Origin of the sequence: Ilyomonas limi (assembly GCF_005233845.1) — a bacterium.
Lineage (GTDB): Bacteria > Bacteroidota > Bacteroidia > Chitinophagales > Chitinophagaceae > Ilyomonas > Ilyomonas limi.
This window is the reverse complement of sequence record NZ_SZQL01000006.1, coordinates 99,367-124,796: the sequence shown is the minus strand read 5'-3', so window position 1 is coordinate 124,796 and position 25,430 is coordinate 99,367. Positions and strand designations below refer to the sequence as shown.

Below are 25,430 nucleotides of genomic sequence, written 5' to 3'. Positions count from 1 at the left end.
GGTTGGAAAAATTGAACGTCGTACTTTAGAAGAAACAAGAAATATCAAAGTTCTTTATGTTGTTGAATCGGGTTAGTTGTGCCTAAGTCTTTTATCAAAGTAGTGATTGGAATGTTCGGTTTATGTATGTTCCTAATTATGATTGGTATGTATCGGTTGAAGAACATAAGGACAACAAAGGATTAGTGTTACCTGATGATATGGTCCTTGTTGGTTGGGAATTAAAGAAAGCGCTATTATTTAGGAAACCAAATCCACGCCTGTAAGAATGGTTGCGTAGCCTGATTGTTTATAAATAAGCTTTATCTACAGCAAATCTTTTAAAAATGCAGCAGAACGATATTTCAATCCCAGCTCGTGCCTTTACCATTATTTGCACATGGCACAGGAAAATTATAAAGCATATTTAAAAAAGGAATTTGTCCGGCTTAAAAAAGTATTTGTATGTATTAGGTCCTTTACTTGCCTGCGTATGGATAATGCGCACAAATACAATGGCACCAACGGAATTGGATATAATTCTTGAAGGTGAAGTAAAAGGCACGATAAGGGAGTTATTACACAAAAGAAAAACGGTGATGAGTTTGATACGGCATAAGAATTACAACCATTGATGAATTTATTTGAAAAGAAAGTAAATTTCTTTACGGATTACCTAAAAACTTGCTTTTAAAAACACACCAGACTTTAATGAATTTGAATACAATTTGTAGAAAAACACTTGTTGAAGTCTGGAATAAGAATGTATAAATGGATTTACAATCAATAAAAAACCGATTTGGCATTATAGGCAATTCGCCCGCGCTTAATCACGCATTGAATGTGGCGGTGCAGGTAGCTGCTACCGATTTAACGGTGCTGATAGTAGGCGAAAGCGGTGTAGGCAAAGAAGCTTTTTCGCATATCATTCATGCGCTGTCATCGCGCAAGCACAACCCCTTTATTGCCGTTAACTGCGGCGCTATACCCGAAGGTACCATAGACTCCGAATTGTTTGGTCACGAAAAAGGGTCTTTTACCGGCGCCGTAGAAAGCCGCAAGGGTTATTTTGAAACCGTAAGCGGTGGCACTATCTTTCTGGATGAAATTGGTGAAATGCCCATTGGCACCCAGGCAAGATTGCTGCGTGTACTGGAAACCGGCGAGTTCATCCGCGTAGGTTCTTCCAAAGTGCAAAAGACCGATGTGCGCGTGATTGCAGCTACCAACCGCGACCTCTATGATTCTACTCAAAACGCCAAATTCCGTGAAGATTTGTACTATCGCTTAAGCACCGTTCCTATACGTGTGCCCGCCCTGCGCGATAGAAAGGAAGATATTTTATTGCTGTTCAGAAAATTTGTGACCGATTTTGCCGAACGTTACAAAACAGCGGTGGTGCAGTTGGATGACGAAGCTAAAAATTTATTAATTAACTATCCTTGGCCAGGCAACGTGAGGGAATTGAAGAATATTGCAGAGCAGATTTCGGTGCTTTCGCCCGATCCGCATATATCGGCAGGCGACCTCCGGAAATTTCTTCCCGAAAAGGTAATGAATCGGCTGCCGGTGCTTGCTACGCCGCCAGCTTCGGCTACGGCCAGCGAGTTTGCCAACGAGCGGGAAATCCTTTATAAACTATTCTTCGATATGAAGAAGGATGTAACAGAATTGAAGAAGATGTTTGTAGAGATTTTGCAAAATCCTTCGTTAACTGCTCATGCATCTGATTATGCAAAAGAAACGTTGCTGCACGAGTACAACGGGCATCCTAATGAAGTTGCGCATCACCCGCCCCCGGCCATTATGCAGCCTACGTCGGTTTTGCAGCAGGTAGCACATAGTGCACATCCGGTTATTTATTCTGATGGTGATATTCACCAGCATGAAGAAGTGGAAGAAACGCTAAATATAATGGACAAAGAAAAAGAACTCATTATCAAAGCGCTGAAAAAACATAAAGGCAAGCGAAAAGATGCCGCTTCCGATTTGGGCATCAGCGAGCGTACTTTATATCGCAAGCTAAAAGAATATGATATTAATGATTAAGAAAAGCTACAATTTATTAGCTGCAGGCAGCAGGCTAAAAGGCATAAAAAATAACAAACAAAAAAAGGTAAATGAAAGTATGAGAACACTTACAATCAATAACTTGTGCTTTGTTTGCCTTTTGTTTCTTGTTCCTTGCATCTTGCTTTTTTCCTCTTGCGGCATTTATACATTTAAAGATGTAAGCATTCCACCCGAAGTAAAAACCGTTAAGATAAGTTATATCGAAAACAAAGCGCGTATTGTCAATCCGCAGTTAAGTCCGCGGCTTACCGAAGCGTTGCAGCAAAAAATTTCCAATCAAACAAAGCTTACCCGCACCACCAGCGACGATGCACATTACCAAATCAGCGGTGCCGTTACCAACTATTCGGTGTCGTATGTAGGTATTTCGGGCAGGCAAGCCAGCCAAAACCAGCTTACTGTTGGCGTACATATTGTTTTTAGAAATACGCTGCAAAACAAAACAGATGAGTTTGATGTAAGTGGCGACTTTCCTTTTGCAGCAACGCAATCTTTAGATCAGGCAGTTAATACCTTATTTCCCGACATCATGAAGAATCTTACCGATCAAATTTTCAATCATATTTTTTCTAACTGGTAGTACTATAGTATTTTCATCGCATGAATGCTGCAGAAAACAATCTTGTTCAATCACTTACCGGCAAACCGTCATTGCAGGAAACGACAGTTGATGAGTGGAGAGCCATTACGCTTCAATATCCCTATTTTTCGCTTGCACAATTATTATTAACAAAAAAAATAAGACAGCAGCAGCCCGGTCAATTTGACGCTCAGCTACAGCATTGTGCTGTTTTTTTTCAGAATATTAAATGGTTGCAAGGACAATTATATTGCAAAGAGGATAAGTTAATGATCGCTGATGAAACTGATAAGTTGGCGATAACAGTTAAAGCGAATAGTATTGATATTGCCGATATAGCGATAGTAAGAAAAAATAAATCTGAAGAAGAGCTATTAGAAAATGCCAATCTCATTACTTTACCGGCAGAAGATGTGTTGAATGATTTTGCATTGCAAATGAATGATGTAAAAGACGAACCGGAACTGCCGCCATTAGATGAAGAAGAATTAGAAAATATTGACGAGAATGCAGCCAATGCTGCTGCAAAAATTGCTGATGTATTGCAGCAGCAGGTAGAAGCGTTTAAAGCACCGGTGCAGGAAGAAACCGATGTACCTATCAGCACCGAGCCTTACCATACAATAGATTATTTTGCCTCGCAGGGTATTAAAGTGGATACGCAGGTGCTGGATGCATTTACCAAAAAAGTGCACACTTTTACTGATTGGCTCAAGCAAATGAAGCGCATCAGCAACTACCCAACCGATTTGGGCAGCGACCCCGATATGGAAAATTATGTGCAATCTATTGCCGATAACTCCAACCAGCCCGAAGCGGTAGATACCGAAGCCATGGCCGAAGTGCTGGTAAAACAAGGCAAACTGGACAAAGCAATAGAAGTTTATGAAAAATTAAGTTTGCTTAATCCCGCTAAAACTGCTTATTTTGCGGCGAAAATCAATCAATTAAAAGCGTTATAATGCCTACTTTATTCTTTATACTTATCGTGATTGTGTGTGTGATATTAGGTTTGATTATACTGGTGCAAAACCCTAAAGGCGGTGGTTTGTCGGGCACTTTTGGCGGTATGGGTAACCAGTTTATGGGTGTAAAACAAACTACCGACGTACTGGAAAAAGGTACATGGCTGTTTGCCGGACTTATTGCTTTGTTGTGTGTCGTATCGGTTTTGTTTTTCCAGGGCGGCAGCAGTAGTGCTAATGATAATATGTTGAATAACATCAACACCAATACACCTGCACAGCAAAAAACAGCGCCTATGACTACGCCGGTTTTACCGCAGGCTACTGATACAACTAAGAAATAGTATCTTTTTGGATAGGGAATTTACTGATTATATTCTGATCCGCCTGATTGAAGGAAATCAAGAGTAATTAAAATACGATTTTCGGTTCCGAACTTTTGAAAGGTTTGGAACCTTTTTCTTTGTGTTCCTCCATGCTTAACTACATTTACCTCTGGTTTAAAACGCACGTACTCGCTTCTTAAAAGCTCAAGCCTTTTCTTCAGCCTGTTCTATAAAAATAAAGAGTATCGCCTGGTGTTTTAACTTTACTACTTCTTCCCCCGCATACAAGCATAATTAACAATCATTCTGGTGCAATAGTTGATAAAATTCCTGTATAAATTTTATCGTATGCGCTCCATCTGGACAGGTGCTATAGGTTTTGGCTTGGTCAATATTCCCATTAAATTGTACAGCGCCGTACAAGACAGCACGCTCAACCTCGATATGCTGGATAAGAAAGACAAAGCACACATTCATTTTAAACGGGTAAACGAAAATACCGGCAAAGAAGTGGACTGGGATAATATTGTAAAAGCTTACGATTATGAAGGCAAATATGTAGAGCTGAGTGATGAAGATTTTGAAAATGCAATGCCCGAAAAAACAAAGCATATCGAAATTTTCCAGTTTGTAAAAGAAGCCGAAATTGACAGTATTTTTTATGAAACGCCTTACTATGTAGAGCCGGATAAAGAAGGCGAAAAGATGTATGCTCTACTGCGCGAGGCTTTGGAAAGAACGAAAATGGTGGGTGTAGGCTCTTTCGTGCTGCGGAATAAAGAGCATTTGGCGGTGATGAAGCCATATAAGAATGCCATTATGCTGCAAAGCATCCGATTTCAGGAAGAGATACGTGATACCAAAGAGTTAGACATTCCGCAAAACGAGCCTGTAAAAGCGGGCGAGCTAAAAATGGCAATGGCGTTGATTGAACAGATGGAAGAGCCATTTAATATTTCGGCATACAGAGATACTTACACCGATAAACTGATGGAAGTTATCAAAGCTAAAGCAGAGGGCACCAAACTGCCAAAGCCTAAAATGCAAGTAGTATCTGAACCAACCACCGATATAATGGCGCAATTAAAAGCCTCTCTTTCTAAACGTAAACAAGCATCATGATGAGCCTGGCAGAGTACAAAAAGAAACGCAATTTTGGCAATACGCCCGAGCCTGTAACTGCCCAAACCAAGAAGAAAGGCAAACACATTTTCGTAATACAGCGCCACAGCGCCACCCGCCTGCACTACGACTTTCGCCTGGAAATGGAGGGTGTTTTAAAAAGCTGGGCTGTACCGAAAGGTCCATCGTTGTATCCAAAAGATAAGCGGTTGGCAATGATGGTAGAAGACCATCCGGTTGATTATGCCAATTTTCAGGGGATTATTCCCGAAGGAAATTATGGCGCCGGCATTGTAGAAATCTGGGATAAAGGTACGTATGAACTCTCGCCCGAAAATGATGGCGATGGATTGCACGCCATTCAAAAAGGTGCATTAAAATTCATTTTGCACGGTAATAAACTGCAAGGCAGGTTTGCTTTAATAAAGATGAAAAAAGGTGCGCCCAACGCCTGGATGCTGATAAAAGAAAAAGATGCATTTGCATCGGATATGCCTTACAACAGCGAAGATGATACAGATGCCTCTTCTCCTATCAACCAACAATTAAATGCTTCCGGAGCAAAAAAGGTAAAAGCCATTTCGCCCCAAAAAAAACCAGCCAAAACTGCTTCACCCAAAAGAATCGAAGCCCCGGCCTTGAAGGTTGAAAGTAAAAAAAAAGCATTGTAGAGAATGCGATAACGCCCATGCTGGCTGGTGAAACACGATTGCCTTTCTCTAATAATCAATGGATATTCGAAATAAAATGGGATGGCTATCGTGCTATTGCCAAATGTGGTTTAAAGCATCCATTGCTGTACTCGCGCAATGCAGTTTCTTTTGAAGAAAAATATCCTAAAATTTATAATGCGGTACGTGCTATTACAACCAAAATGGTATTGGATGGTGAAATTGTAGTGTTTGATGAAAACGGCAATCCCAATTTTCAAAAGCTGCAGTATTATAGTCATTATGAGCACCTGCCGATGTACTATTATGTGTTTGATATTTTGCAGTACAAAGGCAAAGAAGTGATGGACTTGCCATTGCTTGAACGCAAAGCTTTGCTAAAAAAAGTGTTGCCCGAAAGTGATGTTATCCGTTATTGCGATCATGTGGAAAATGATGGCGAAGCATTCTTTACGGTAATGCAGCAGCGCAACATGGAAGGCATGATAGCCAAACTGAAAACGAGCGTTTATATACCGGGCACGCGTACTAACAATTGGCTGAAAATAAAACATCAACGTACAGAAGAAGTAGTGATTGCAGGCTACACAGCGCCGAAGGGCGCACGCCAATTTTTTGGTGCTGTGGTGCTTGGTAAATATGAGAATGGAAAATTAGTCTATGTCGGACATTCAGGAACCGGTTTTGATAAAGCTTTACTGAAAGAATTATTCAATAAATTTCAATCATATATTACTCATGAAAATCCTTTTGGCAAATGGGTGCCGGTAAACAATGGCGTTATATGGCTAAAGCCACATTTTGTAGCTAACATCCGCTACAGCGAGTTGACGCGCGAAGGCATTGTGCGGCATCCGGTGTTTCAGGGTTTACGAGAAGATAAAACCACAGAAGATATGAAAAAAGGCAACACTTCTGCAGCAAATAAAAACGATAAACAAAGTACACCTGCAGAACATGCAACGGTCACACCGCCTGTTAAGACAAAAGTGGAGCTAACGCATTTGGACAAAATCTATTGGCCGGACGAGCAAATAACCAAGGGCGATTTGATTAACTATTACAATGCGGTTTATGATTACATCATTCCTTATCTCCGCAACCGCCCGCAAAGCATGAAGCGCACTCCCAACGGCATTGCCGGACAAAGCTTTTTTCAAAAAGATGTAAAAGAGATTGCACCGGATTGGGCAAAAACAATCATACTTCCGGCAGACAATAATGAAAAAGAAATTGAGTATTTGTTATGTAATGATAAAGATACGTTGCTGTACATGGCCAATTTAGGTTGTATAGAAATTAACCCTTGGAATTCTACCATCAATCATTTAGATAATCCTGATTATGTAGTGCTTGATCTGGATCCTTCGGAGAAGAATAGTTTTGAAGAGGTGATCACAACAGCCAATATAATAAAAGAGCTTACTGATAAAGTGGGTGCAGCTGCTTATTGCAAAACATCGGGTTCTACGGGATTGCACATTTATATTCCACTCCATGCAAAATATACGTATGATGAAAGCCGCTTATTTGCTGAACTGATAGCCAACCTGGCCGCACAGCAAATACCTGAAATTGCAACGGTAGAACGCTCGTTAAACAAACGGCATGATAAACTATACATTGATTTTTTGCAAAACAAAAAAGGACAAACTTTAGCTGCACCGTACAGCGCACGTCCAAAGCCGGGTGCTACTGTAAGTATGCCGTTGGAGTGGAGGGAAGTTAAGCCGGGCTTGCAAATAGCTGATTTTACTATTAAAAATGCGTTGCAGCGCATTGAGCAAAAAGGCGATTTATTTAAGCCTGTTCTCGGAAAGGGCATCAACCTGGAAGGTTGCATAAAGAAGATAGAGAAATTATAGAATGGAATTTTAACCGCGAAGGCGCGAAGTTTCGCAAATATAAAAGCTCCGGACTTTTACAGCCGGAGCTTTTACTTGCAGCTTGTTGTTTATTTTCTTACTTCCTCATCTTAAGACTCACCGTATTCCCGTTATATTGAACACTTGCATCCGGCTTTTTATCAAAGTCAAGTGCCCGATTGCTGTTTTTATTTATCCAAACCACATTGCAAGTTCTGTTCGTAAGCATGCCATCATACGTACCTTCGCGCTTGCCGATGGTTAATGTTTTTGTAGCTTCGTTGTAGGTAAATGGAATGATGGAATAAGCGCCTTTTTCATAATCATACGTGGTATCGCCATCTTCATACAAACTGAACGAGCCATCTTTACCGGTGTAAACAAACAGCGTAATTGGGTCTGCTTTCTTTTCGCTGGTGTATTGCAATGCCGGACCGGTTGGTACAATGGAACCTTCTTTTACAAACAAGGGCATTCTTTCATACGGCGCATCGGCAGTTATCCATTGTCCGCCGGTGTAATATTTAGAAGAATATATATCGTACCAGCCTTGCCCTGCTGGCAAATACAATTTACGGTTTGTTGCATTATATGTATAAACCGGATTGATGAGTAAAGCAGGACCAAACATAAACTGATCGCCAATGTTGGTAACAGCGGTATCTTTTGCAAAATCCATTACTAGCCCACGCATGATAGTATAATCTTTATAATGCGTTGCACCGGCTAATGAATAGATGTAAGGCATCAAACGATAGCGCAATTTATCGTAATACAACATGCTTTGATAAGCCGTACTTTCTTCATCAGCAATATTAAATATTTCGCGGTAAGGATATTGCCCGTGCGACCGGAACAGCGGGCAAAAAGTGCCAAACTGGTACCAGCGTGTTTGCAACTCCTGCCATTCTTTTAAATCGGTAGCATTCGGGTGCTCATATCTTCTTTCTACGGCAAAACCACCGATATCCATTGTCCAGTAAGGAATGCCCGACATGGAGAAATTGATACCAGCCGAAATCTGCGCCTTCATATCGCTCCAGCGGGCAGCAATGTCGCCGCTCCAGATTGCCGCAGCATAATGTTGCGAACCAGCAAAGCCTGAACGCGTTAATAAAAACACCCGCTTATTCGGATCAACAGAACGTTGTCCTTCAAAAATACCTTTTGCATTTTCCAGCGGGTACGCATTCAGGTATTCGGCAGCCGGACCTAAAGACACGGGTGTCATTTCCAGTATTCTTTTTTCGGGCGACACATTCGACAAAATATCCGGTTCGCTCGCATCCATCCACCAGGCATCAATGCCTTTGCTATATAGATTTTTATTAATTAAACTCCAGAATGCCGAACGTGCAGCCGGATTGAAAGCATCGTAAAAAGTAGAAACATACCCTTGTGCAATCCAGTCACGCTGGCGATCGGCTACATTTCTTTTGTATAAATAACCTTTTTCATTCATTGCTGTATAGTTGGGAATGCCTTCGTAAAACTTAGGCCACACCGAAATCATAAAGTGCGCGTGGTATTTATTATGCAGTTGCGCAATCATGCTGTCAGGACTCGGAAAGCGCGATTCATCAAATTGCTGGCTGCCCCATTCTTCCTGCTTCCAATAGCTCCAGTCCTGTACAATATTATCTATCGGAATCCGGCGTTTTCTAAACTCAGCAATCGTATTCAAGATCTCTTCTTCGGTTTTGTATCGCTCGCGGCTTTGCCAAAAACCCATTGCCCACTTAGGCACAATCGTAGCCTTGCCGGTGAGCAGGCGATAGCCGGTAATAACCGAATCCATATTCTGGCCATACACAAAATAATAGTCCATTTGTTTGCCGGCTTCCGATGAAAAGCCGAAGGTGTTTTTCGCTGCTTCCGGTGCCGGATTGAGCCATTTGGCAGAGAGGTAAGATTCGCCGCCATTAGGTATCCATTCTATTTTAATGGGATATTGCTTGTTTTTTTCCAAATCAACCAAAACCTCTGCTGCACCAGGATTCCATGCCTGCCGCCAACGGTCAAACAACAATTTGCCATCGAGCCATACTTTTACATAGCCAGCATAGGTAAAGTGTAAAGTATGCGCACCGGAAAAGCCCGAAGCAATACTGCCTTCCCATGTTATGGAACCATTAGCAACATCAAAACTGTCTGGTAAAAACAATTTGGTATCGCTGAGAAAAGGATAGTTAATGTCAGACTCTGCACGCTGGAATGTTTTGGCATTCGCATCATTGGCGTTGTTGCGATAGGTAGCTGTGAGCCAGCCTTCTGTGCCGTCTTTTGAAAAGAGTTGAAAAGCAGACAATGGCATCATCTGGCGGGTATTACCAACGGTGGTAAGTGAATAATTATCCCATAAAATACCATAATTATTGCGGGAAATAAGGAATGGAACAGCTACTTCGGTATTGTTTTGAAACAGGTAAACCTGGTGATTGCGGTAGTTAAATACATCGCTTTGATGTTGCCCCAATCCGTACCACGCATCATCATCTGTAGTTTGGAATGTTTCATTAATGTTATACAAAGGCTGCCCGTCAAATACAGCTGTTTTAAACATGGGATCGGCGGTGCGTTTTTCCTGCAATATGGCTTCACCATTACTTTTTGCAAAAGAAACAAGACCGTTGGTTACTAAAACTTTGGCGGTTAGTGTGTTTGTTTTTACATAAACCGTATCGCCGTTTTGCGTTGCTGTAAACTGGCCGGTATTATTGTTCTTGTAAACGATAATAAGGCTGGTGTCAGGCGAAAAATTGTTGGCGGGTGTGGATGAAACTCTTATAATGTTGTCTTTTATCACCTGCAGTCTCACTGTTTTTGCACTGCCAGGTGCGGGAGATTGAATATGAACAACAATGCCATCCGCCTTTTTTTCAAACGGCTGCTGGGCAAAAGCAAAATGACTGGCAAGGAAACAAGAAGTTAGTAACAGTGCACTACACTTGAACAGGAAATTTCTCATAAGGAGCAACAATCTTTTACTTTGAATAAAACAAAATTAAGTTGCTGATGACAAAAAATTTAATAGTTTTTACCCCAAAATCGAAAGTATATTAATCTAAAATAGCTCACTGTCAACTAAAATAGCTTAATAAAATATACATCGTTGCACGTATTCTTATATCAGTAAGCCTGAACATGAACAGCAGTAATACTATTAGTAATGTTTCCATTAACCAGTTATAGTGTATTATAAAACACCCTGCTCCACTCACATGGCGCACGGTGTTTTATAAAATGAAATCTTTCCGGTACTACAATTTATCATATAGCCAAACCCGCAACAAAGAAATCAACTGGTCAATATCTACCGGTTTGGAAATATAATCAGAAGCGCCTGCCTGAATACACTTTTCTCTATCGCCGTACATGGCTTTGGCAGTAATTGCCAGCACCGGCAAATTGCGGTACTGCGGCATTTTCCGGATAGTCTGCGTGGCCTCGTAGCCGTCCATTTCGGGCATCATCATGTCCATCAGTACAATGTTTACTTTGGGGTTTTCTTTTAGCACTTCCAACGCTTCCTTGCCATCTGTTGCCGAGACTACATTCATGCGGTGTGCTTCGAGGGCTTTGGTAAGAGAGTAGATATTGCGCACATCATCATCGGCAATCAATACGGTTTTATTCTCCAATACTTCTGAAAGCGCATTCACTTTGTTGGGACGTTGCTGATTGCCGGGATTGTTTTCTTCTACAACGTGCAAAAAGAGCGCTATTTCATCGAGTATGCGTTTGTAAGAATTAGCCGTTTTTACTACAATAGAATCGGCTACCTGCTTGATGCGCTGTTCTTCGGTTTTAGATAAATTTTTGCCGGTAAAAAGGATAATCGGCAACAGTTCCAGTCCCGATTGTTCTTTTATTTTCTCAAGTCCTTCATACACCTTTTCGTTGATAACACCCAGGTCCAGCACCACGCAATCAGAACCTTCGTTTTGCAACGCATGGATGGCTTTATCAACATCATTAGTACACAGAACATTTACATTATACGATTCCAGAAAATAACATAAGGCCTGAGCATGTTTCGCGTTTTCCTCTACAATCAATATCTTCTTCGGACCACGTGTAAGCGCCTGTTCAATGCTTTCAAACAAGCCTGGGAGTTTATCAAATGCCACTGGCTTGCTAATGAAGTCCAGTGCACCTTTACTCAGACTTTCTTCTTTATACGGCAACGACGACATCATGTGCACCGGAATATGTCTTGTTTGCAGATTGCCCTTCAGGTCATCCATCACCTGCCAGCCATTTTTTACAGGCAATACAATATCCAGCAATACAGCCATGGGTTTGTACTGTATAGCAAATGGTACCCCGTGGTCTCCGCGCACTGCTACTACTGCTTTGTAGCCATTGTGCTGCGCAAAAGAAAGCAGGGTTTGGGCAAAATGAATATCATCTTCTACAATCAAAATCACCTTATCGCCTGGCTGTATATTATCTCTGTCATCAGGAATGCTGGCCGGAATATTGGCAGCAAGAAGCGATGTACCAGGCGTTTCGCCGTCACCATTTTGTTGAGTGGACACTATGAGACCACTTGGCTCTGGTGTTGCTTTTTTTACAGTATTGGCATTATCGTGCTGTGCCACGTTGCTGCCGTCAACAGGAATAGTTACGGTAAATTCACTGCCTTTACCCGGTTCGCTTTGCAGTTTTATTTCGCCGCCCAGCAGCTTTGCCAACTCGCGGCAGATAGACAGCCCAAGACCGGTACCGCCATACTTGCGGCGCGTAGAACCATCTGCCTGCTGAAAAGCCTCAAACACCAGCTTCTGCTTGTCGGGTGGTATGCCAATGCCGGTATCGCGTACCATAAAAGTAATATGCTCATTGCTGGTAGCCTTTACTTCCATTTCCACCGAACCTCTTGCTGTAAACTTGAGTGCGTTGGAAAATAAATTCTTTAATATTTGTTCCAGCCGTTGCGCATCGGTAATGATTTGCGGGGGCACATCTGCTGCTACCTCAATGGAAAATTTCAGGTTTTTTTCTTTTGCCATTGGGGCAAATAAGGCATTCATGTCGTCGGCAATTGTTGCAAGCGAAACAGGCTCAAACTCCAGTTTCATTTTGCCCGATTCGATTTTGGAGAGGTCTAATATCTCATCTATTAGGGTAAGCAAGCCATTGCCAGAACTTTGTATTACACGGGCATATTCTACCTGCTCGGCAGTAAGGTTGTTTTCGTTATTCTCCGCCATTAACCTTGAAAGGAGTAAAATGGAGTTGAGCGGCGTACGCAGCTCGTGGCTCATATTTGCGAGAAACTCACTTTTATACCGTGTAGCGGCCTCCAGCTCTTCGGCTTTCTTTTGTATTTCCAGGTTGCGCTCTACAATCATCTGGTTTTTCTCTTCCAGCAGCGTACTTCTTTCTTCCAGCTCCTGGTTCGATTGCAACAGTTCTTCCTGCTGTACTTTCAGCTCTTCTTCGGATACCTGTAGTTTTTGCGCCTGTGCTTCCAGTTCAGTATTCACCTGTTCCAGTTCGGCATGTTGCGATTGCAGTTCTTCGGCCTGTGCCTGCGTTTCCTGGAATAACTCCAACAGCCGTGTGCGGCGTTGCGAAGTTTCTATAGCTGTGCCGATGTTGTAGGCAACGGCGTTTAAAAATTCTGTTTCTTTTTTGGTGAAATTATTCAGCGAAGCCAGTTCCACAACAGCTTTTAATTCTCTTTCGAAAAAAACCGGGACAGCAATAATGGAACGTGGCTTTATTTCACCGGTAGCATACATTAGTTTAATGCTGTCATCTGGTATATTGGTAATGACAATGTTTTTACCAGAAGCCGCGCATTGCCCGGCAATACCTTCGCCTCTTTTGAGTGTTTGATCCAGTGCCCGCTGTGGCAGTGCATAGCCATTTTTGAGATAGAGACTGCCATTTTCTGCCAGATAAAGAGCGCCGGATTGACTATCGGTATACTCGGCAAGAAAAGAAATAATGTTTTGACAAAGGCGGTTAAATTCATTCTCACCCACCATACTATCACTTAGTGTAGCAATGCCTGTTTTGGACCAATCGCGGGTAAGCAGATCTTCAAAAGCATCCTCAAGTGCTTGTGCCATTTTGTTGAGTGCGCCCGATAATTTTCCCAGGTTGTCTTTCTCTTCATCCTCTACCCTTATTTTATAATTACCCAAGGCCACCTGCCTTGCTACATTTTCTATTATATTGATGCGATCGGTTATATCTTTATCTTTTTCTTCCAGTTCGAGCAGTAAGGCTCTGCGCATCTCATAGTCCTGTTTTACACGACGGTAAAAAATGATGGTAATGATAATGGCAATAAGTGCAGCAATGCTTATTACAACAGACGTGAGACTATTATAATAATCAAACGCTGCAATACGGTCGGTGAGCAAGTGGTTTTCTTCACTTTGTATTCCGCTAACCACTTGTCGCGCTTTATCCATCGCATCCTGTCCTTCGGCTAATTGCGTAGGATCAATAAGGTCACCCGCTTTTTGAGTTTGAATTAATTTGCTTAGCCGTTCAAGCCTTTTACTGATAAGTATGCGCAGGTCTTCACAACGTTTTTGCTGACTTGGATTATCGGTAGTTAATGCCTTGAGGCTGTCGAGACTACTGTATATATTTTCGGTAGCAGAAAAATAAGGCTTTAAAAAAAAATCGCTGCCGGTGAGCAAATAGCCACGCTGGCCAGTTTCAGCATCTTTAAGCAACGACATTACGCGCTCGGATTGCTGCAACACAATATTGGTATGATTAACGATTGCAGCCTTTTTCTTAAGATTGGAAATGCTATAATAAGAAAGGACTGCACTGGCTGTGAGAATAATTAAGGACAAGCCAAAGCCTATCTGAAGATTGCGTAAAAAGGTATTTTTCATTGCTTCCCATGCTTTTAAAATGCAGTTGCATTAGTGCCAGGCACGCAGCCAACTATCAGTATCCGGATAGTTAGCGGCACCAACCGGAATATTGCTGTTTATCAATTATTGTTTTTATTGCCAATTGGTATAGTAAAATAAAAAGTAGAACCTTTGCCGGCATCGCTTTCCACATTGAAAGTTCCATTGTGGCGGCTGATGATTTCGGAACAAATATATAAGCCAATGCCTAACCCCTGAAAACGGTTGGAAGTATCTTCGGCACGGTAAAACTTATCAAATAGTTTTTTCTGGCTTTCCTGCGGAATACCAATGCCGTAATCTTTTACTGCTACCTGCAACCTACCATCGCTGGCGGTAGTAGTTACATACACATCTTTACAATCGGGCGAGTATTTAATGGCATTACTTAAGTAGTTGATAAGCACTTGTTCCAGCCTGCTATCATCGCCAAACACTTCCACATCACCGTCGCCGGCCACATGTATGGTATAAGCAGGATAAGTTTGGTTGATGGTTTCGACAGTATTTTGAAGCAGTGTTTTGAAATTGAACCATTTTTTATTAAACTTCAGTTTGCCACTTTCTATGCGCGAAATATCCAGCAAATCGGTGATAAGGTTGTACAGCTTGTCTACCTGCTTTTGTGTACGCTCTACAAATAATTTCATCTCATCGCTTTTCTGTTCGTTTTGAATAGCAGCGTTTAAAAGATGTATGTATGCTTTAATACTGGTAAGCGGCGTTTTCAACTCATGGCTTGCCATGCTGATAAATTCATCCTTTTTATACAGGGCCCGTTTTTGTTCTTCAATATCGGTAAAAGTACCAACCCACTTTACAATATTTTCGTTTTCTTTTACCGGTATGGCACGCAGCAGATGCCAGCGGTACACCTCGCTGCCCCGCTTGCTGATGCACAGCTCCAGCTCGAGGTTTTCTCCATTAGCTATCGCTTTCTTCCATTTACCGGCAATGCTTTCTTCTTCCGATTTTACCATTGGAAAATCGTTTGCCGAAACAGCATATTCGTACCAGTGTGCGTTTACAAATTCTATGGTGCCATCCGGCTTTGCGGTAAAGGCAATTTGCGGGATTGTTTCTAAAATAGATTGCAGTTCGTTGTTTTTCTCCTTTAACTCCAGTTGTGTTTTGGTACGGATGTTTATTTCTTCTCTTAGTGATTGCTGTATTTTATTAAGTGCCTGCGTTTGCTGGTTAAGGGTATAAAAAGTTCTTACTTTAAGAATAAGAATATCGGGATCAAAAGGTTTGGTAACATAGTCTATAGCACCGGAAGCATATCCCTTGGTGATAAAGCGCTTTTCGGTATTAACCGCCGATAAAAAAATAATGGGAATATCGCGCGTTTTGCTGGTGCCGCTAATGGCTTCAGCTACTTCAAAACCATCCATACCCGGCATTTGCACATCGAGTATGATAAGGAAATAATTGTTTTTGAGTACCTTTTTTAGAGCTTCTTCGCCGGATAAAGCGGTATCAACTTTAAAATCGTTAATCTCCAAAATTTTTTTTAAAGAGAGTATGTTCTCGCGTTTATCATCTACAATCAGGATCATGTAAACCGTGCTGATTTATTGTGTTGAGAATCAGATTAACCTAAAATAAAGCACGATGTTTTTTCATGCTTGTTTCGGGATAATCCTTTTTTGACCTGCAAGGCATCAAAAAGTATGCAATGTAAATACTTTCTTATACATTCCACACATAAGCAGGTGTATTTCAAATCTTTGCTTTAAAGCTGCCGTTCATAATTATATAACAAGACCTTACGAATTCACTATTACACAACAGAGCAACATCGCATTATCTTACCATTATAAAGCAGGTAATATAGTTTTAAACTGTTTTAACCATCCATTTTTACTAAGATAATAAGGTTCGTGAAGAACGGTCTACCATGCAACATATAAATAGATGTTAAACAATTCTGAAATGCATTCATTTACTGTTTCAGGATGTGCGACAGTAAAATGCCGGTTGCTACGGCTGCATTCAGCGATTCGGCGGCGCCAGTGCGCGGTATCGTTACTGCCTGTTGAATAAAGGGTAACAGCTGCTCGCGTATGCCTTTGGATTCGTTGCCAATTACCAGGATACCTTCCTGTTGATATTGTATTTCATACACACTTTTTCCTTGCAATAATGCACCAAAAACAGGCACCTGTGCATTGGCCAGAATTGGCGCCGGTTCATCGTACCAAACGTGTACACGCGCAATACTGCCCATGCTGCTTTGCACTGCTTTTGGATTGTAGCAATCTGCCGTATCTTTTGCCGCAACTATCTGCGTAATACCAAACCAGTCGGCAATGCGAACAATAGTACCCATATTGCCGGGGTCTTGTATGCCATCGAGCACGAGGGTGAAATGGCTGTTCAATTGCAATGATGGCAACTTCTTCTTCTCGGCAACTGCTAATACTTTATTTGGCGTTTCCAACTGGCTAATGCGCTGCAAGGCAGCTTCGTCTATTTCTTCTGTTACAACATTGTTGCTGCCTTGCGGCTGCCAGTCTTTAGTAGCATATATTTTTTTTATCCTTACACTGCTTTGCAATAATTCATTCACGAGCTTTGGCGTTTCTGCAATAAACACACCTTCGGCATCGCGGTTTTTTTTGTGGGATAAACTTTGGATATATTTGACCTCATTTTTACTAATCATGATACGGCCATCTGGTATTTTTAAAACAATTCCTTACAACAAAAAGGAGGATGTTGCGGCCGCAAAATAAAACTATTCAATGGGCTTTAGATACGGCATGATGAAATATATAGTTGCGCTGCTGGCAGGTGTGTTGTTCCTTTCATCATGTACCGAAAGCAAGTTCTTGTTTGCTTTCAACCGGATTTCTGTAAAACATTATCCTACCGATACGCCTTTTGTGTATAATGTAAAAATTAAGGTACAACCGAAAGACGTATCGCCGGCAGACCAAAAAACGCTGGAAGAAAGCCTGCCCGAATATTTGGATGACAGTCTGCGCTCACGTAAAACACAGCGGTTTGGCTTGTTTTACCGTATCAAAAATCCGCCTGTCTTCGATACCTTCAGCATTTCGCAGTCTGTCACTTTTATGCGGGCTTACCTGAATGCGCAGGGTTATTATCATACACATTTCAGAGACAGTTTTTATATAGATACATTTAAAAACCAACAGCGTGCAATAGTTGTTTTTACGGTTGATCCTGGAAAAGTTACTATTATAGATTCGTTAAGTTATAACCTGAGCGACAGTACATTGCAGCGTATAGCCGAGCGGGAAAGAGTGCAGAAAAACAGTTTGATAACGCCGGGCAAATCACCATTTGCCAAAGCGCTGATAGGCAACGAACTGGACCGTCTGGTGAATGTATATAAAAACCGGGGTTATCTGCTGCTCTCGCGCGACAACCTGTATGCAGAAGCAGATACTTTCAATACTTTGCTGCTGCAACTGCCGGTTGACCCGTTTGAGCAGGCACAAACCATACAAGAAGCCGAAGCGAAAAAGGCTCAAAATCCTACAGCTTCTGTTGCTATTAAAACAAGAGATGTAAGCAACGACTCTACTGATTTGATTGATGCTACACAACTCATCAGGTATCGCGTGGGTAATATTTATTTTTATCCCGAAACACGCTATACGCAGGTGCCGGACAGCCTGCTTAAAAATCCGCCGCCGGTGCTGTATCACGACAGTGCTTATACGCTGTACGGCACACAAGGCTTGTTTCATTTTAAACCCCTGCGACGCAATAGTTTTTTAAACAAAAACGAATTTTATCATGAGCGGTTGTATGCAAAAACCATCACCAATTTATCGGCTATCGGTGCCTGGCAAAATGTAGAATCGCGCACTACTTTCAGAGACAGCAACATCGTGGACTTTCATTATTTTCTGGTGCCTGCGGAAAAAGAAAATGTAACTATTTCACTAGAAGCAAGCCGCAATACAGGAGGCGATTTTGTAAGCACGGGCACCCTGTTTGGGCTGGCAGTAAATGCCACGTATGTAAACCGTAATGTGTGGCACAGCGCGGTGCAGGCTACCACTTCGTTTGTGAATGGTGTAGAGCTGAGTTTAGATAAAAACAATCCTTTCCTGCAAACATTCCAGTCTTCGCTTTCTCATGCTTATACTTTTCCCAACATTCTTATTCCGGCAGTCAAGCATTTGTTTATAAAAAATAATGAGCTTGTAAACCTCGAAAAAACAACAATCAGCATGAGTGCCAGGTATTCGGAAAGAAATAACTTTTTCCGTTTACGTTCGCTCGTTACCAATATGTCTTTTGACTGGCGTATAAGAAATAAATATTGGGAATGGAAAGTACCGAATGTAGAATTGTATTCATTAGATACGCTGAGCCTGCTAAAGCAACAGTTTGCTGAGAATCCTTTTTTGCGAACCGCCTTTAACACCGGCTCTATTGTAAGTACGATTATTTCTTTCACATCGGCCTACACACCATTGAAACATGCTTCGCAAAACAATTACTACCATTTTGCAGTAGAAGAGGCCGGTGCACTTACGGGTTTTATAAAGCCATTGCAAAACAAAGTATACCGCTACATAAAAGTGGAAGGCGAATATAGAAAAGCATTCAATTTTACACGCACTTCGTTTGTAATGCGCGCTTTTGCAGGCATTGGCTATAACTATGGAAAAGTAGGAACTACAATGCCATTTTATAAACAGTTTTTTGCCGGCGGGCCCAACAGTATGCGTGCCTGGCAGTTGCGGCAGTTGGGTTTGGGCTCCTCATTATTGAGCGATACTGCCGGTACTAAAGACAATGCTTTTCGCGACCGCTACGGCGATATGCAACTGGAAGCAAACCTGGAATACCGCTATAAAATAGCCGATTTCAGTTCGCTGAAACTGGGCGGCGCGCTCTTCGCCGATATTGGAAATGTATGGAATATTAAAAAAGACTCACTCAATCCGCTTAGTGTATTTAAACTTTCCAGGCTTGGCAGAGACATCGCTATTGGCGTGGGTACCGGACTTCGATTTGATTTTAATTACTTTTTGGTACGCATAGATGCCGGTATTAAACTAAAAGATCCCGCACGTCGAGAAAATAATGGCTGGCTGGATATTGCCCATTTTACGTGGCAAAACCATGAGTATGAACGTAAAGACGATAATGGCAATGTGGTTTCACCCAACCGCAACAACTTTGCTATTCAATTGGGGATTGGTCTGCCATTTTAATATCGCTACTTTCTATTGCAGGCAAGTGCTGTTCTTTTTCTATCAGGCTTCTTATCTCTTCTTCAAAAGCATTCATACTCCAGGCATCTCCGAGCAAAAAATTACCAATGCGTGTTCGGCATAAACTGCTTAAATAAGCGCCGACACCCAATGCTTTTCCAAAATCGTTGGCGAGGCTGCGTATGTAAGTGCCCGTGCTGCACACCACTTTAAAATATACTTTAGGCAAATCTATTTTTGTAATAACAAACTCCTTTATGGTAACAGGTCTTGGCTCCAACACTACATGTTCGCCTTTGCGGGCAGCCAGATATACCGGCTTGCCCTCGCGCTTGATGGCAGAATGCATCGGTGGCACCTGCAAAATATCGCCGGTGAAATGAATGGGTGCATCGTGTATTTCCTGTAAAGAAAGCTGTGATAGATCGGTTAAATTCTGAGGCTCACTTTCCAGATCGTACGTAGGTGTGGTAGCACCAAGCGTAAAGGAGCCGGTGTATTCTTTTTCCATCCCCATGTACTCGTTTATCTTTTTAGTATATTTTCCGGTGCATACAATCAGTAGGCCCGTTGCCAAAGGATCGAGTGTACCGGCGTGGCCTACCTTGGATATTTTGGTTAAAATACGTATCTTTTTTACTACATCAAAAGAGGTCCAGTGCAGTGGTTTATCCAGCAGCAACACTTTGCCATCTAAATAAGATTGTAATGCAGGATGGATAGGTTTTTGTTTCAAATGTTTACTTTTTTACGGCTTATGCCTGTATTTTTTTCGTAGATAAGCCATTTACACAATATTGTAAAATGGTGTATGGTGTAAGTCTGCTCACAATACCTTTGCAGCACTTTGCCGGCAGCAAATATAACGGCTGAATGATACAAGATTTTTGCAAAAAGCTGCTGCAATACTTAAATAACATATTATGCAACAAGACAAGAAGCGCGGTATTATTTTAATGAATCTTGGTTCGCCTGATTCTACGCAGGTGAAGGATGTGCGTAAATACCTGCGTCAGTTTTTGATGGATGAGCGGGTAATTGATATACCTTTTTTATCACGTGCTTTGTTGATCAATTGCATTATTGTTCCATTTCGCGCACCCAAATCGGCACACGCATATCAAACCATCTGGACTGATGAAGGCTCGCCCTTGATTGTATTAACCAACCAGTTGCAAGCCGCTTTGCAGCCACACTTCAACATGCCGGTAGAAGTAGCCATGCGCTATGGCAATCCAACGCCGGAAGCAGCGTATGAAAGCCTGCTAAAACAGGTACCTGGTTTAGAAGAAGTCATTCTTTTTCCCTTATATCCGCATTATGCCATGAGCAGTTACGAAACAGCAGTGAGATACATGGAAGAGGTGCATCGCAAAAAGGGTTATAAATTTAAACTCACTACTATTCCGCCGTTTTATAATGATGAACAGTATATTCATGCATTAGCCGAGAGTATAAAGCCGTATACAGAACAACCTTTTGATAAGATTATCTTCAGTTATCATGGCGTGCCGGAGCGGCATATTTACAAAGGCGATATTACCGGCAAGCATTGTCTGAAAGTGGCTGATTGCTGCCATGTGCCCTCGGCAGCGCACCCGTTTTGCTACCGGCATCAAACATTTACCACCACCGAATTGGTAGCCAAAGAACTGGGCTTACCTGCAGAAAAGGTAGAACAAACATTTCAATCCCGCTTAGGCAGAGACCCGTGGCTGCAGCCTTATACTGCTGCCCGCCTGGAGCAATTGCCGAAAGAAGGGGTAAAACGCCTGCTGGTAGTGTGTCCGGCATTCATCAGCGATTGTCTGGAGACGTTAGAAGAAATAGCGATTGGTGGTAAAGCAATATTTTTAAATGCCGGTGGCGAAAGTTATGAAACCATTCCTTGCCTTAATATCAGTCCGCTTTGGGTGAATGCCGTGGTGAAGTTGATTGAAAAGGAAGAGGAAATAGTGAAAGCGGTGTAGTTCTTATGAAAATGATTGAATAAATTCTTATTAGTTTACTAATGCCCGACTATTATTATTACATCAAAGCCTTGCATATAATTTTTATAGTTACCTGGTTTGCAGGTATGTTTTATATGCCAAGGCTTTTTATTTACAATACCGAAGCAAATGATAAACCGGCCGAGGCGCAGGCAATCCTGCATGAGCAGTTTAAGATGATGATGAAAAGGTTATGGTATGGCATTACGATTCCGTCAGCTATACTCACCATTATTTTTGGCCCCTGGATATGGTACTTGTATCCCGGAACCGGGCTGCCCGATTGGTTATTTGTCAAGCTGATCTTTGTTATACTTCTTTACATTTATTTTTTTACACTGCATATTATTTTTAAGCAACAACAAAAAGGTATTTTCAAATACACATCGCAACAGCTTCGCATCTGGAACGAGGTGGCTACTATTTTTTTAATAGCCATTGTTATGCTCGCCACCGTAAAGCAAGCTATCTCTTTTGCGTGGGGATTAATTGGTTTGGCGTTGTTTATTATTGTATTAATGAGTGCCATTCGCATTTATAAAATATTGCGGAACAAATAAAAGCATATACCTTTTCTTTACTCCTTTTTACATTTGCCCCAAATTAGAATTATGCACTTAATTGAAGAGCTTCGCTGGCGTGGACTGATACAGGATATCATGCCTGGTACCGAAGAACAGTTGAATAAAGGGCTGACTGCCGGCTATATTGGTTTCGATCCTACTGCAGAAAGCCTGCACATTGGTAGTTTGGTGCCCATTATTTTATTAGTGCATTTGCAAAAAGCAGGTCACAAACCATTTGCTTTGGTAGGCGGTGCAACCGGCATGGTGGGCGACCCGAGCGGCAAAAGCGAAGAGCGCAATTTATTATCTGACGAAGTATTGCAACGCAACCAGGATGGTGTGAGAAAACAGTTGGAAAAATTTCTTGACTTCGACACGCCGAAGCCCAATGCAGCCATGATGGTGAATAACTACGACTGGTTTAAAAACATGAATTTTTTAGACTTTATTCGCGATACAGGCAAGCACATTACCGTTAATTATATGATGGCAAAAGAGAGTGTGCGAAAGCGTATTGAAGGTGAAAGCGGCATTTCCTTTACCGAGTTTTCTTATCAACTGATACAAGGCTACGACTTTTACTACCTTTATACACACTACAATTGCAAGCTGCAAATGGGCGGCAGCGACCAGTGGGGAAACATTACAACCGGAACTGAACTAATACGTCGCAAAACCGGCGGCGAAGCCTTTGCATTTACCTGTCCACTGCTTACTAAAAGCGATGGTGGTAAGTTTGGGAAAACGGAAAAGGGCAATGTATGGCTGGATGCTACTAAAACATCGCCTTATCATTTTTATCAGTTTTGGCTAAATGCGGCTGATGAAGATGCAAAGAAGTGGATTAAAATTTTTACTTTTTTGTCTAAGGAAACGATTGAGGAGCTGATTGCGCAGCATGTGCAAGATGCGGCTTCAAGAATACTGCAAAAAACATTAGCCAAAGAACTCACCATTTTTGTGCATGGAGAAGCAGGTTATCACGAGGCAATTGCTACTACAGAAAAGCTATTCTCCAATCAAAGTGCACCTGCAGAAAGCCTTTCTATACAAGACCTGGAAGGCATGGAAGGTATAACGAGGTATTCTTATGATGTAAATAAAATTACTACGGGTATAGACCTTGTAAGTTTTCTTGCGGAAACAGGTATTTTCCCGAGCAAAGGCGAAGCGAGAAAAATGGTGCAAGGTGGCGGCGTAAGCGTGAACAGAAAGAAAGTAGATAATGCACAAATGATCGTTGATAATAATCTGCTATTGCACAACAGATATATTCTTGTGCAGAAGGGAAGGAAGAATTACTATCTGGTGACTGCGGAGTAGTTTGATATCGCGTTGTGAAAACAAACAAGATGATTGCTTGCTGATGCCACTGAAATATATAGATGGTTTAAAACAGCTTTTTTCTATAACATCTCAAAGAACGTAGTTGTGGTAATAAAATAAAAGGTGATTATTCATCATCTGTAAAAATATATTTGATTCTTTTAAACTAAACAATCGCTATGGGCAAAGGATTACTTACAACATTCTTTCTGACTTTTTTCATAATACAGGCAAATGCACAATTAGGTGCAATGAAGCTGGTTGGAAAAAATTACGAAAGATTATAAACTTGGTTTTGGGGCATTTATAAAAACAGGAGTACCTGTTTCAGATGGTAGCGATGTTACGCTGGAAATAGGTGCCGATTTCTTTTTCTTAAATGATGGTTATGGGACTAGAGACGGAACAATAATGTGTCCGTTAAAAGCCGGATACAGGTACACGTTGAATGGAACCGGCACCGGATTTTATGTTGAGCCACAAGTTGGCTTTAACCTTTATGGAGTAACCTCCCTGACGGATAATAACGGCGAAACTGTAAATTTGAAATACCACGGAGTAGTAGCAGCAGCAGGTACAGGCTACCTGTTCTCCATTTGGAATACATTGTTTGATGTAAATCTTCGTTACGAAACGGTGATCGCTCATGGCGGTTCCAATAATTTGATGAGCCTGGGAGTAACAAAGTTTTTTAGTTTCGGAAGAAGAGATACAGAAAATTAGCAACTAACTACTTAATAATTATTGAGTATGAAATTTTATTTGATAGTAGCAGTCATTGCCATTTCTTTATCATCGTGTTTAAAGGAATCCATTGCTGATGCGATGCTTGCTTCCAAAAATGCGGGCGCGCAACGAAGTGCTGCCACTTTGAGCTATGAAATCAATGGTAATGCCGTAAACATATCAGTGAATGATGCTGACAACAGGAATGGCAGTTTTTATACATTGGGTTGCAGCAAATATGCAGGTTATTATTCCCTTGACGCAGTAAGCAGTTCAGGAGAATTTACTTTTACTTTCTACACAGATAGTTTAGCTACCGGAAATTACAAATATACCGGTGCTTATGGCGATATGTTTATTACAGATTATAACGGAACGAATGAATATGTGCATGCTGTATCTAACAGTATGAGTTTTAATATCACCTCTTATGCTAACGGACGTATAAGCGGAAACTTCTCGGGGGTGCTTACACCGATGATTGCTGCCGGCAATCCTAATAATATATATGGCACTCCTGGTTCAGTATTGATCACAAACGGTTCTTTTGAAAACGTTCCCCTATTTTATTGATTATTGCACGGCGAGGTGTTCGTGTGTCGCTGCATAGTTTGCAACCATTAGTGCTCGGAAGGTTTTTGAGTACTGATTGCATGCAAAGTATTGGAGCATTGATTTTAAACATCATCTCTCTATCTTTCTTTTTGCCTTGATGCAAAAAGTAACCAAAAAAATCAAGGACAGCATGAATGCTCCGCGCATCCGTCCGTGCCTCCCGCCACTTACTCCAAAATGGATTTCTATTGTTTGGTGGATGGTTTAGTTGGTAACTATCTGCTGCCGTAATTCGTATTTTTGCAACAAGTGTTCGGAAGATTTCATAGCAGCCAAACAATTCACTAATCCAAAGCAATCCATCTTCGAGTAAGTGGTGGCAATGGGCAGATATACGCACGGAGCTATCGGATTATCCTCGAACTTTTTGGTTACTTTTTCTTTCAATGCCTGCCCCGACAAGTCGGGGAGAAAAAGTGACAAACATGAACTATATGTAAGTAATCACTATTCTAATGTTCATTTACTTAATTAGCACAACAAAAGCCTTCCGAACACTTGTGGAACACGGACGAATTATCTCACTTAGAC

The 25,430-nt window shown here is 41.5% G+C and carries 20 protein-coding genes and 2 pseudogenes; 16 read left to right on the top strand and 6 right to left on the bottom strand.

Annotation, left to right across the window (positions count from 1 at the left end):
- Positions 1-107: 107 nt before the first annotated feature.
- The 10 genes and pseudogenes from FC093_RS24600 to ligD form a co-directional block, all read left to right on the top strand.
- A pseudogene (locus FC093_RS24600) lies at positions 108-266 on the top strand (DNA polymerase beta superfamily protein); the annotation flags it as partial.
- A gap of 29 nt (positions 267-295) precedes the next feature.
- A pseudogene (locus tag FC093_RS24595) lies at positions 296-445 on the top strand (DNA polymerase beta superfamily protein); the annotation flags it as partial.
- Positions 420-614 carry a DNA polymerase beta superfamily protein gene (locus tag FC093_RS24590; protein ID WP_137261527.1) on the top strand — a complete coding sequence of 65 codons (195 nt, stop codon included), beginning with the start codon at positions 420-422 and terminating at the stop codon, positions 612-614. The pseudogene FC093_RS24595 and the gene FC093_RS24590, both read left to right, overlap by 26 nt.
- A gap of 136 nt (positions 615-750) precedes the next feature.
- Positions 751-2,028, top strand: a complete 1,278-nt coding sequence (locus FC093_RS09435; protein WP_137261526.1) for a sigma-54 interaction domain-containing protein — start codon at positions 751-753, stop codon at positions 2,026-2,028.
- Positions 2,029-2,107: 79 nt separating this feature from the next.
- A complete protein-coding gene (locus FC093_RS09430; protein WP_240743253.1) occupies positions 2,108-2,632 on the top strand; it encodes an LptE family protein in 525 nt (174 codons plus the stop codon).
- A 20-nt stretch (positions 2,633-2,652) separates the two neighbouring features.
- The gene (locus FC093_RS09425; protein WP_137261525.1) at positions 2,653-3,594 is read left to right on the top strand and encodes a hypothetical protein; all 942 of its coding nucleotides are present in this window, start codon (positions 2,653-2,655) and stop codon (positions 3,592-3,594) included.
- Positions 3,594-3,941 (top strand): preprotein translocase subunit SecG, encoded by a 348-nt coding sequence (gene secG, locus FC093_RS09420; protein ID WP_137261524.1) that lies wholly within the window; start codon positions 3,594-3,596, stop codon positions 3,939-3,941. The genes FC093_RS09425 and secG overlap by 1 nt, the downstream gene beginning before the upstream one ends.
- Before the next feature lie 330 nt (positions 3,942-4,271).
- Complete coding sequence (ku, locus tag FC093_RS09415) at positions 4,272-5,045, top strand: non-homologous end joining protein Ku (protein ID WP_137261523.1); 774 nt, start codon at positions 4,272-4,274, stop codon at positions 5,043-5,045.
- Positions 5,042-5,716 carry a DNA polymerase ligase N-terminal domain-containing protein gene (locus tag FC093_RS24220; protein WP_240743252.1) on the top strand — a complete coding sequence of 225 codons (675 nt, stop codon included), beginning with the start codon at positions 5,042-5,044 and terminating at the stop codon, positions 5,714-5,716. Before ku ends, FC093_RS24220 begins: the two co-directional genes overlap by 4 nt.
- 17 nt (positions 5,717-5,733) lie before the next feature.
- Positions 5,734-7,581, top strand: a complete 1,848-nt coding sequence (ligD, locus tag FC093_RS09405; RefSeq protein ID WP_137261522.1) for a DNA ligase D — start codon at positions 5,734-5,736, stop codon at positions 7,579-7,581.
- 97 nt (positions 7,582-7,678) lie between these two features.
- Here ligD and FC093_RS09400 read toward each other — a convergent pair whose 3' ends face one another.
- The 4 genes from FC093_RS09400 to FC093_RS09385 form a co-directional block, all read right to left on the bottom strand.
- Entirely contained in the window at positions 7,679-10,549 is a 2,871-nt protein-coding gene (locus FC093_RS09400) for a TIM-barrel domain-containing protein (protein ID WP_137261521.1), read from the bottom strand.
- Between the two features lie 292 nt (positions 10,550-10,841).
- Positions 10,842-14,450: a response regulator gene (locus FC093_RS09395; RefSeq protein ID WP_137261520.1), complete on the bottom strand. Its 3,609-nt coding sequence runs from the start codon at positions 14,448-14,450 to the stop codon at positions 10,842-10,844.
- A 101-nt stretch (positions 14,451-14,551) separates the two neighbouring features.
- Positions 14,552-16,030 carry an ATP-binding response regulator gene (locus tag FC093_RS09390; protein WP_137261519.1) on the bottom strand — a complete coding sequence of 493 codons (1,479 nt, stop codon included), beginning with the start codon at positions 16,028-16,030 and terminating at the stop codon, positions 14,552-14,554.
- 386 nt (positions 16,031-16,416) lie between these two features.
- Positions 16,417-17,139 carry a TrmH family RNA methyltransferase gene (locus FC093_RS09385; RefSeq protein WP_137261518.1) on the bottom strand — a complete coding sequence of 241 codons (723 nt, stop codon included), beginning with the start codon at positions 17,137-17,139 and terminating at the stop codon, positions 16,417-16,419.
- A gap of 79 nt (positions 17,140-17,218) precedes the next feature.
- On the opposite strand from FC093_RS09385, the gene FC093_RS09380 reads away from it, so the two are divergent.
- Complete coding sequence (locus tag FC093_RS09380) at positions 17,219-19,675, top strand: BamA/TamA family outer membrane protein (protein WP_137261517.1); 2,457 nt, start codon at positions 17,219-17,221, stop codon at positions 19,673-19,675.
- On the opposite strand, the gene truB is transcribed toward FC093_RS09380, so the two are convergent.
- Complete coding sequence (gene truB, locus FC093_RS09375) at positions 19,644-20,411, bottom strand: tRNA pseudouridine(55) synthase TruB (RefSeq protein WP_240743251.1); 768 nt, start codon at positions 20,409-20,411, stop codon at positions 19,644-19,646. The two genes, FC093_RS09380 and truB, sit on opposite strands and share 32 nt — an antisense overlap.
- Before the next feature lie 187 nt (positions 20,412-20,598).
- On the opposite strand from truB, the gene hemH reads away from it, so the two are divergent.
- The 5 genes from hemH to FC093_RS09350 all read left to right on the top strand — a co-directional run bounded on the left by hemH (position 20,599) and on the right by FC093_RS09350 (position 24,857).
- Positions 20,599-21,645: a ferrochelatase gene (gene hemH / locus FC093_RS09370; protein WP_137261516.1), complete on the top strand. Its 1,047-nt coding sequence runs from the start codon at positions 20,599-20,601 to the stop codon at positions 21,643-21,645.
- 41 nt (positions 21,646-21,686) lie between these two features.
- Entirely contained in the window at positions 21,687-22,226 is a 540-nt protein-coding gene (locus tag FC093_RS09365) for a CopD family protein (protein WP_137261515.1), read from the top strand.
- Positions 22,227-22,277: 51 nt separating this feature from the next.
- Positions 22,278-23,555: a tyrosine--tRNA ligase gene (gene tyrS / locus FC093_RS09360; protein ID WP_137261514.1), complete on the top strand. Its 1,278-nt coding sequence runs from the start codon at positions 22,278-22,280 to the stop codon at positions 23,553-23,555.
- Between the two features lie 264 nt (positions 23,556-23,819).
- Positions 23,820-24,281 carry a hypothetical protein gene (locus FC093_RS09355; RefSeq protein ID WP_137261513.1) on the top strand — a complete coding sequence of 154 codons (462 nt, stop codon included), beginning with the start codon at positions 23,820-23,822 and terminating at the stop codon, positions 24,279-24,281.
- A gap of 27 nt (positions 24,282-24,308) precedes the next feature.
- Complete coding sequence (locus FC093_RS09350) at positions 24,309-24,857, top strand: hypothetical protein (RefSeq protein WP_137261512.1); 549 nt, start codon at positions 24,309-24,311, stop codon at positions 24,855-24,857.
- A gap of 246 nt (positions 24,858-25,103) precedes the next feature.
- Here the strand turns inward: FC093_RS09350 and FC093_RS09345 are convergent, their stop codons facing one another.
- Positions 25,104-25,322 (bottom strand): hypothetical protein, encoded by a 219-nt coding sequence (locus FC093_RS09345; RefSeq protein ID WP_137261511.1) that lies wholly within the window; start codon positions 25,320-25,322, stop codon positions 25,104-25,106.
- Between the last annotated feature and the right edge of the window lie 108 nt (positions 25,323-25,430).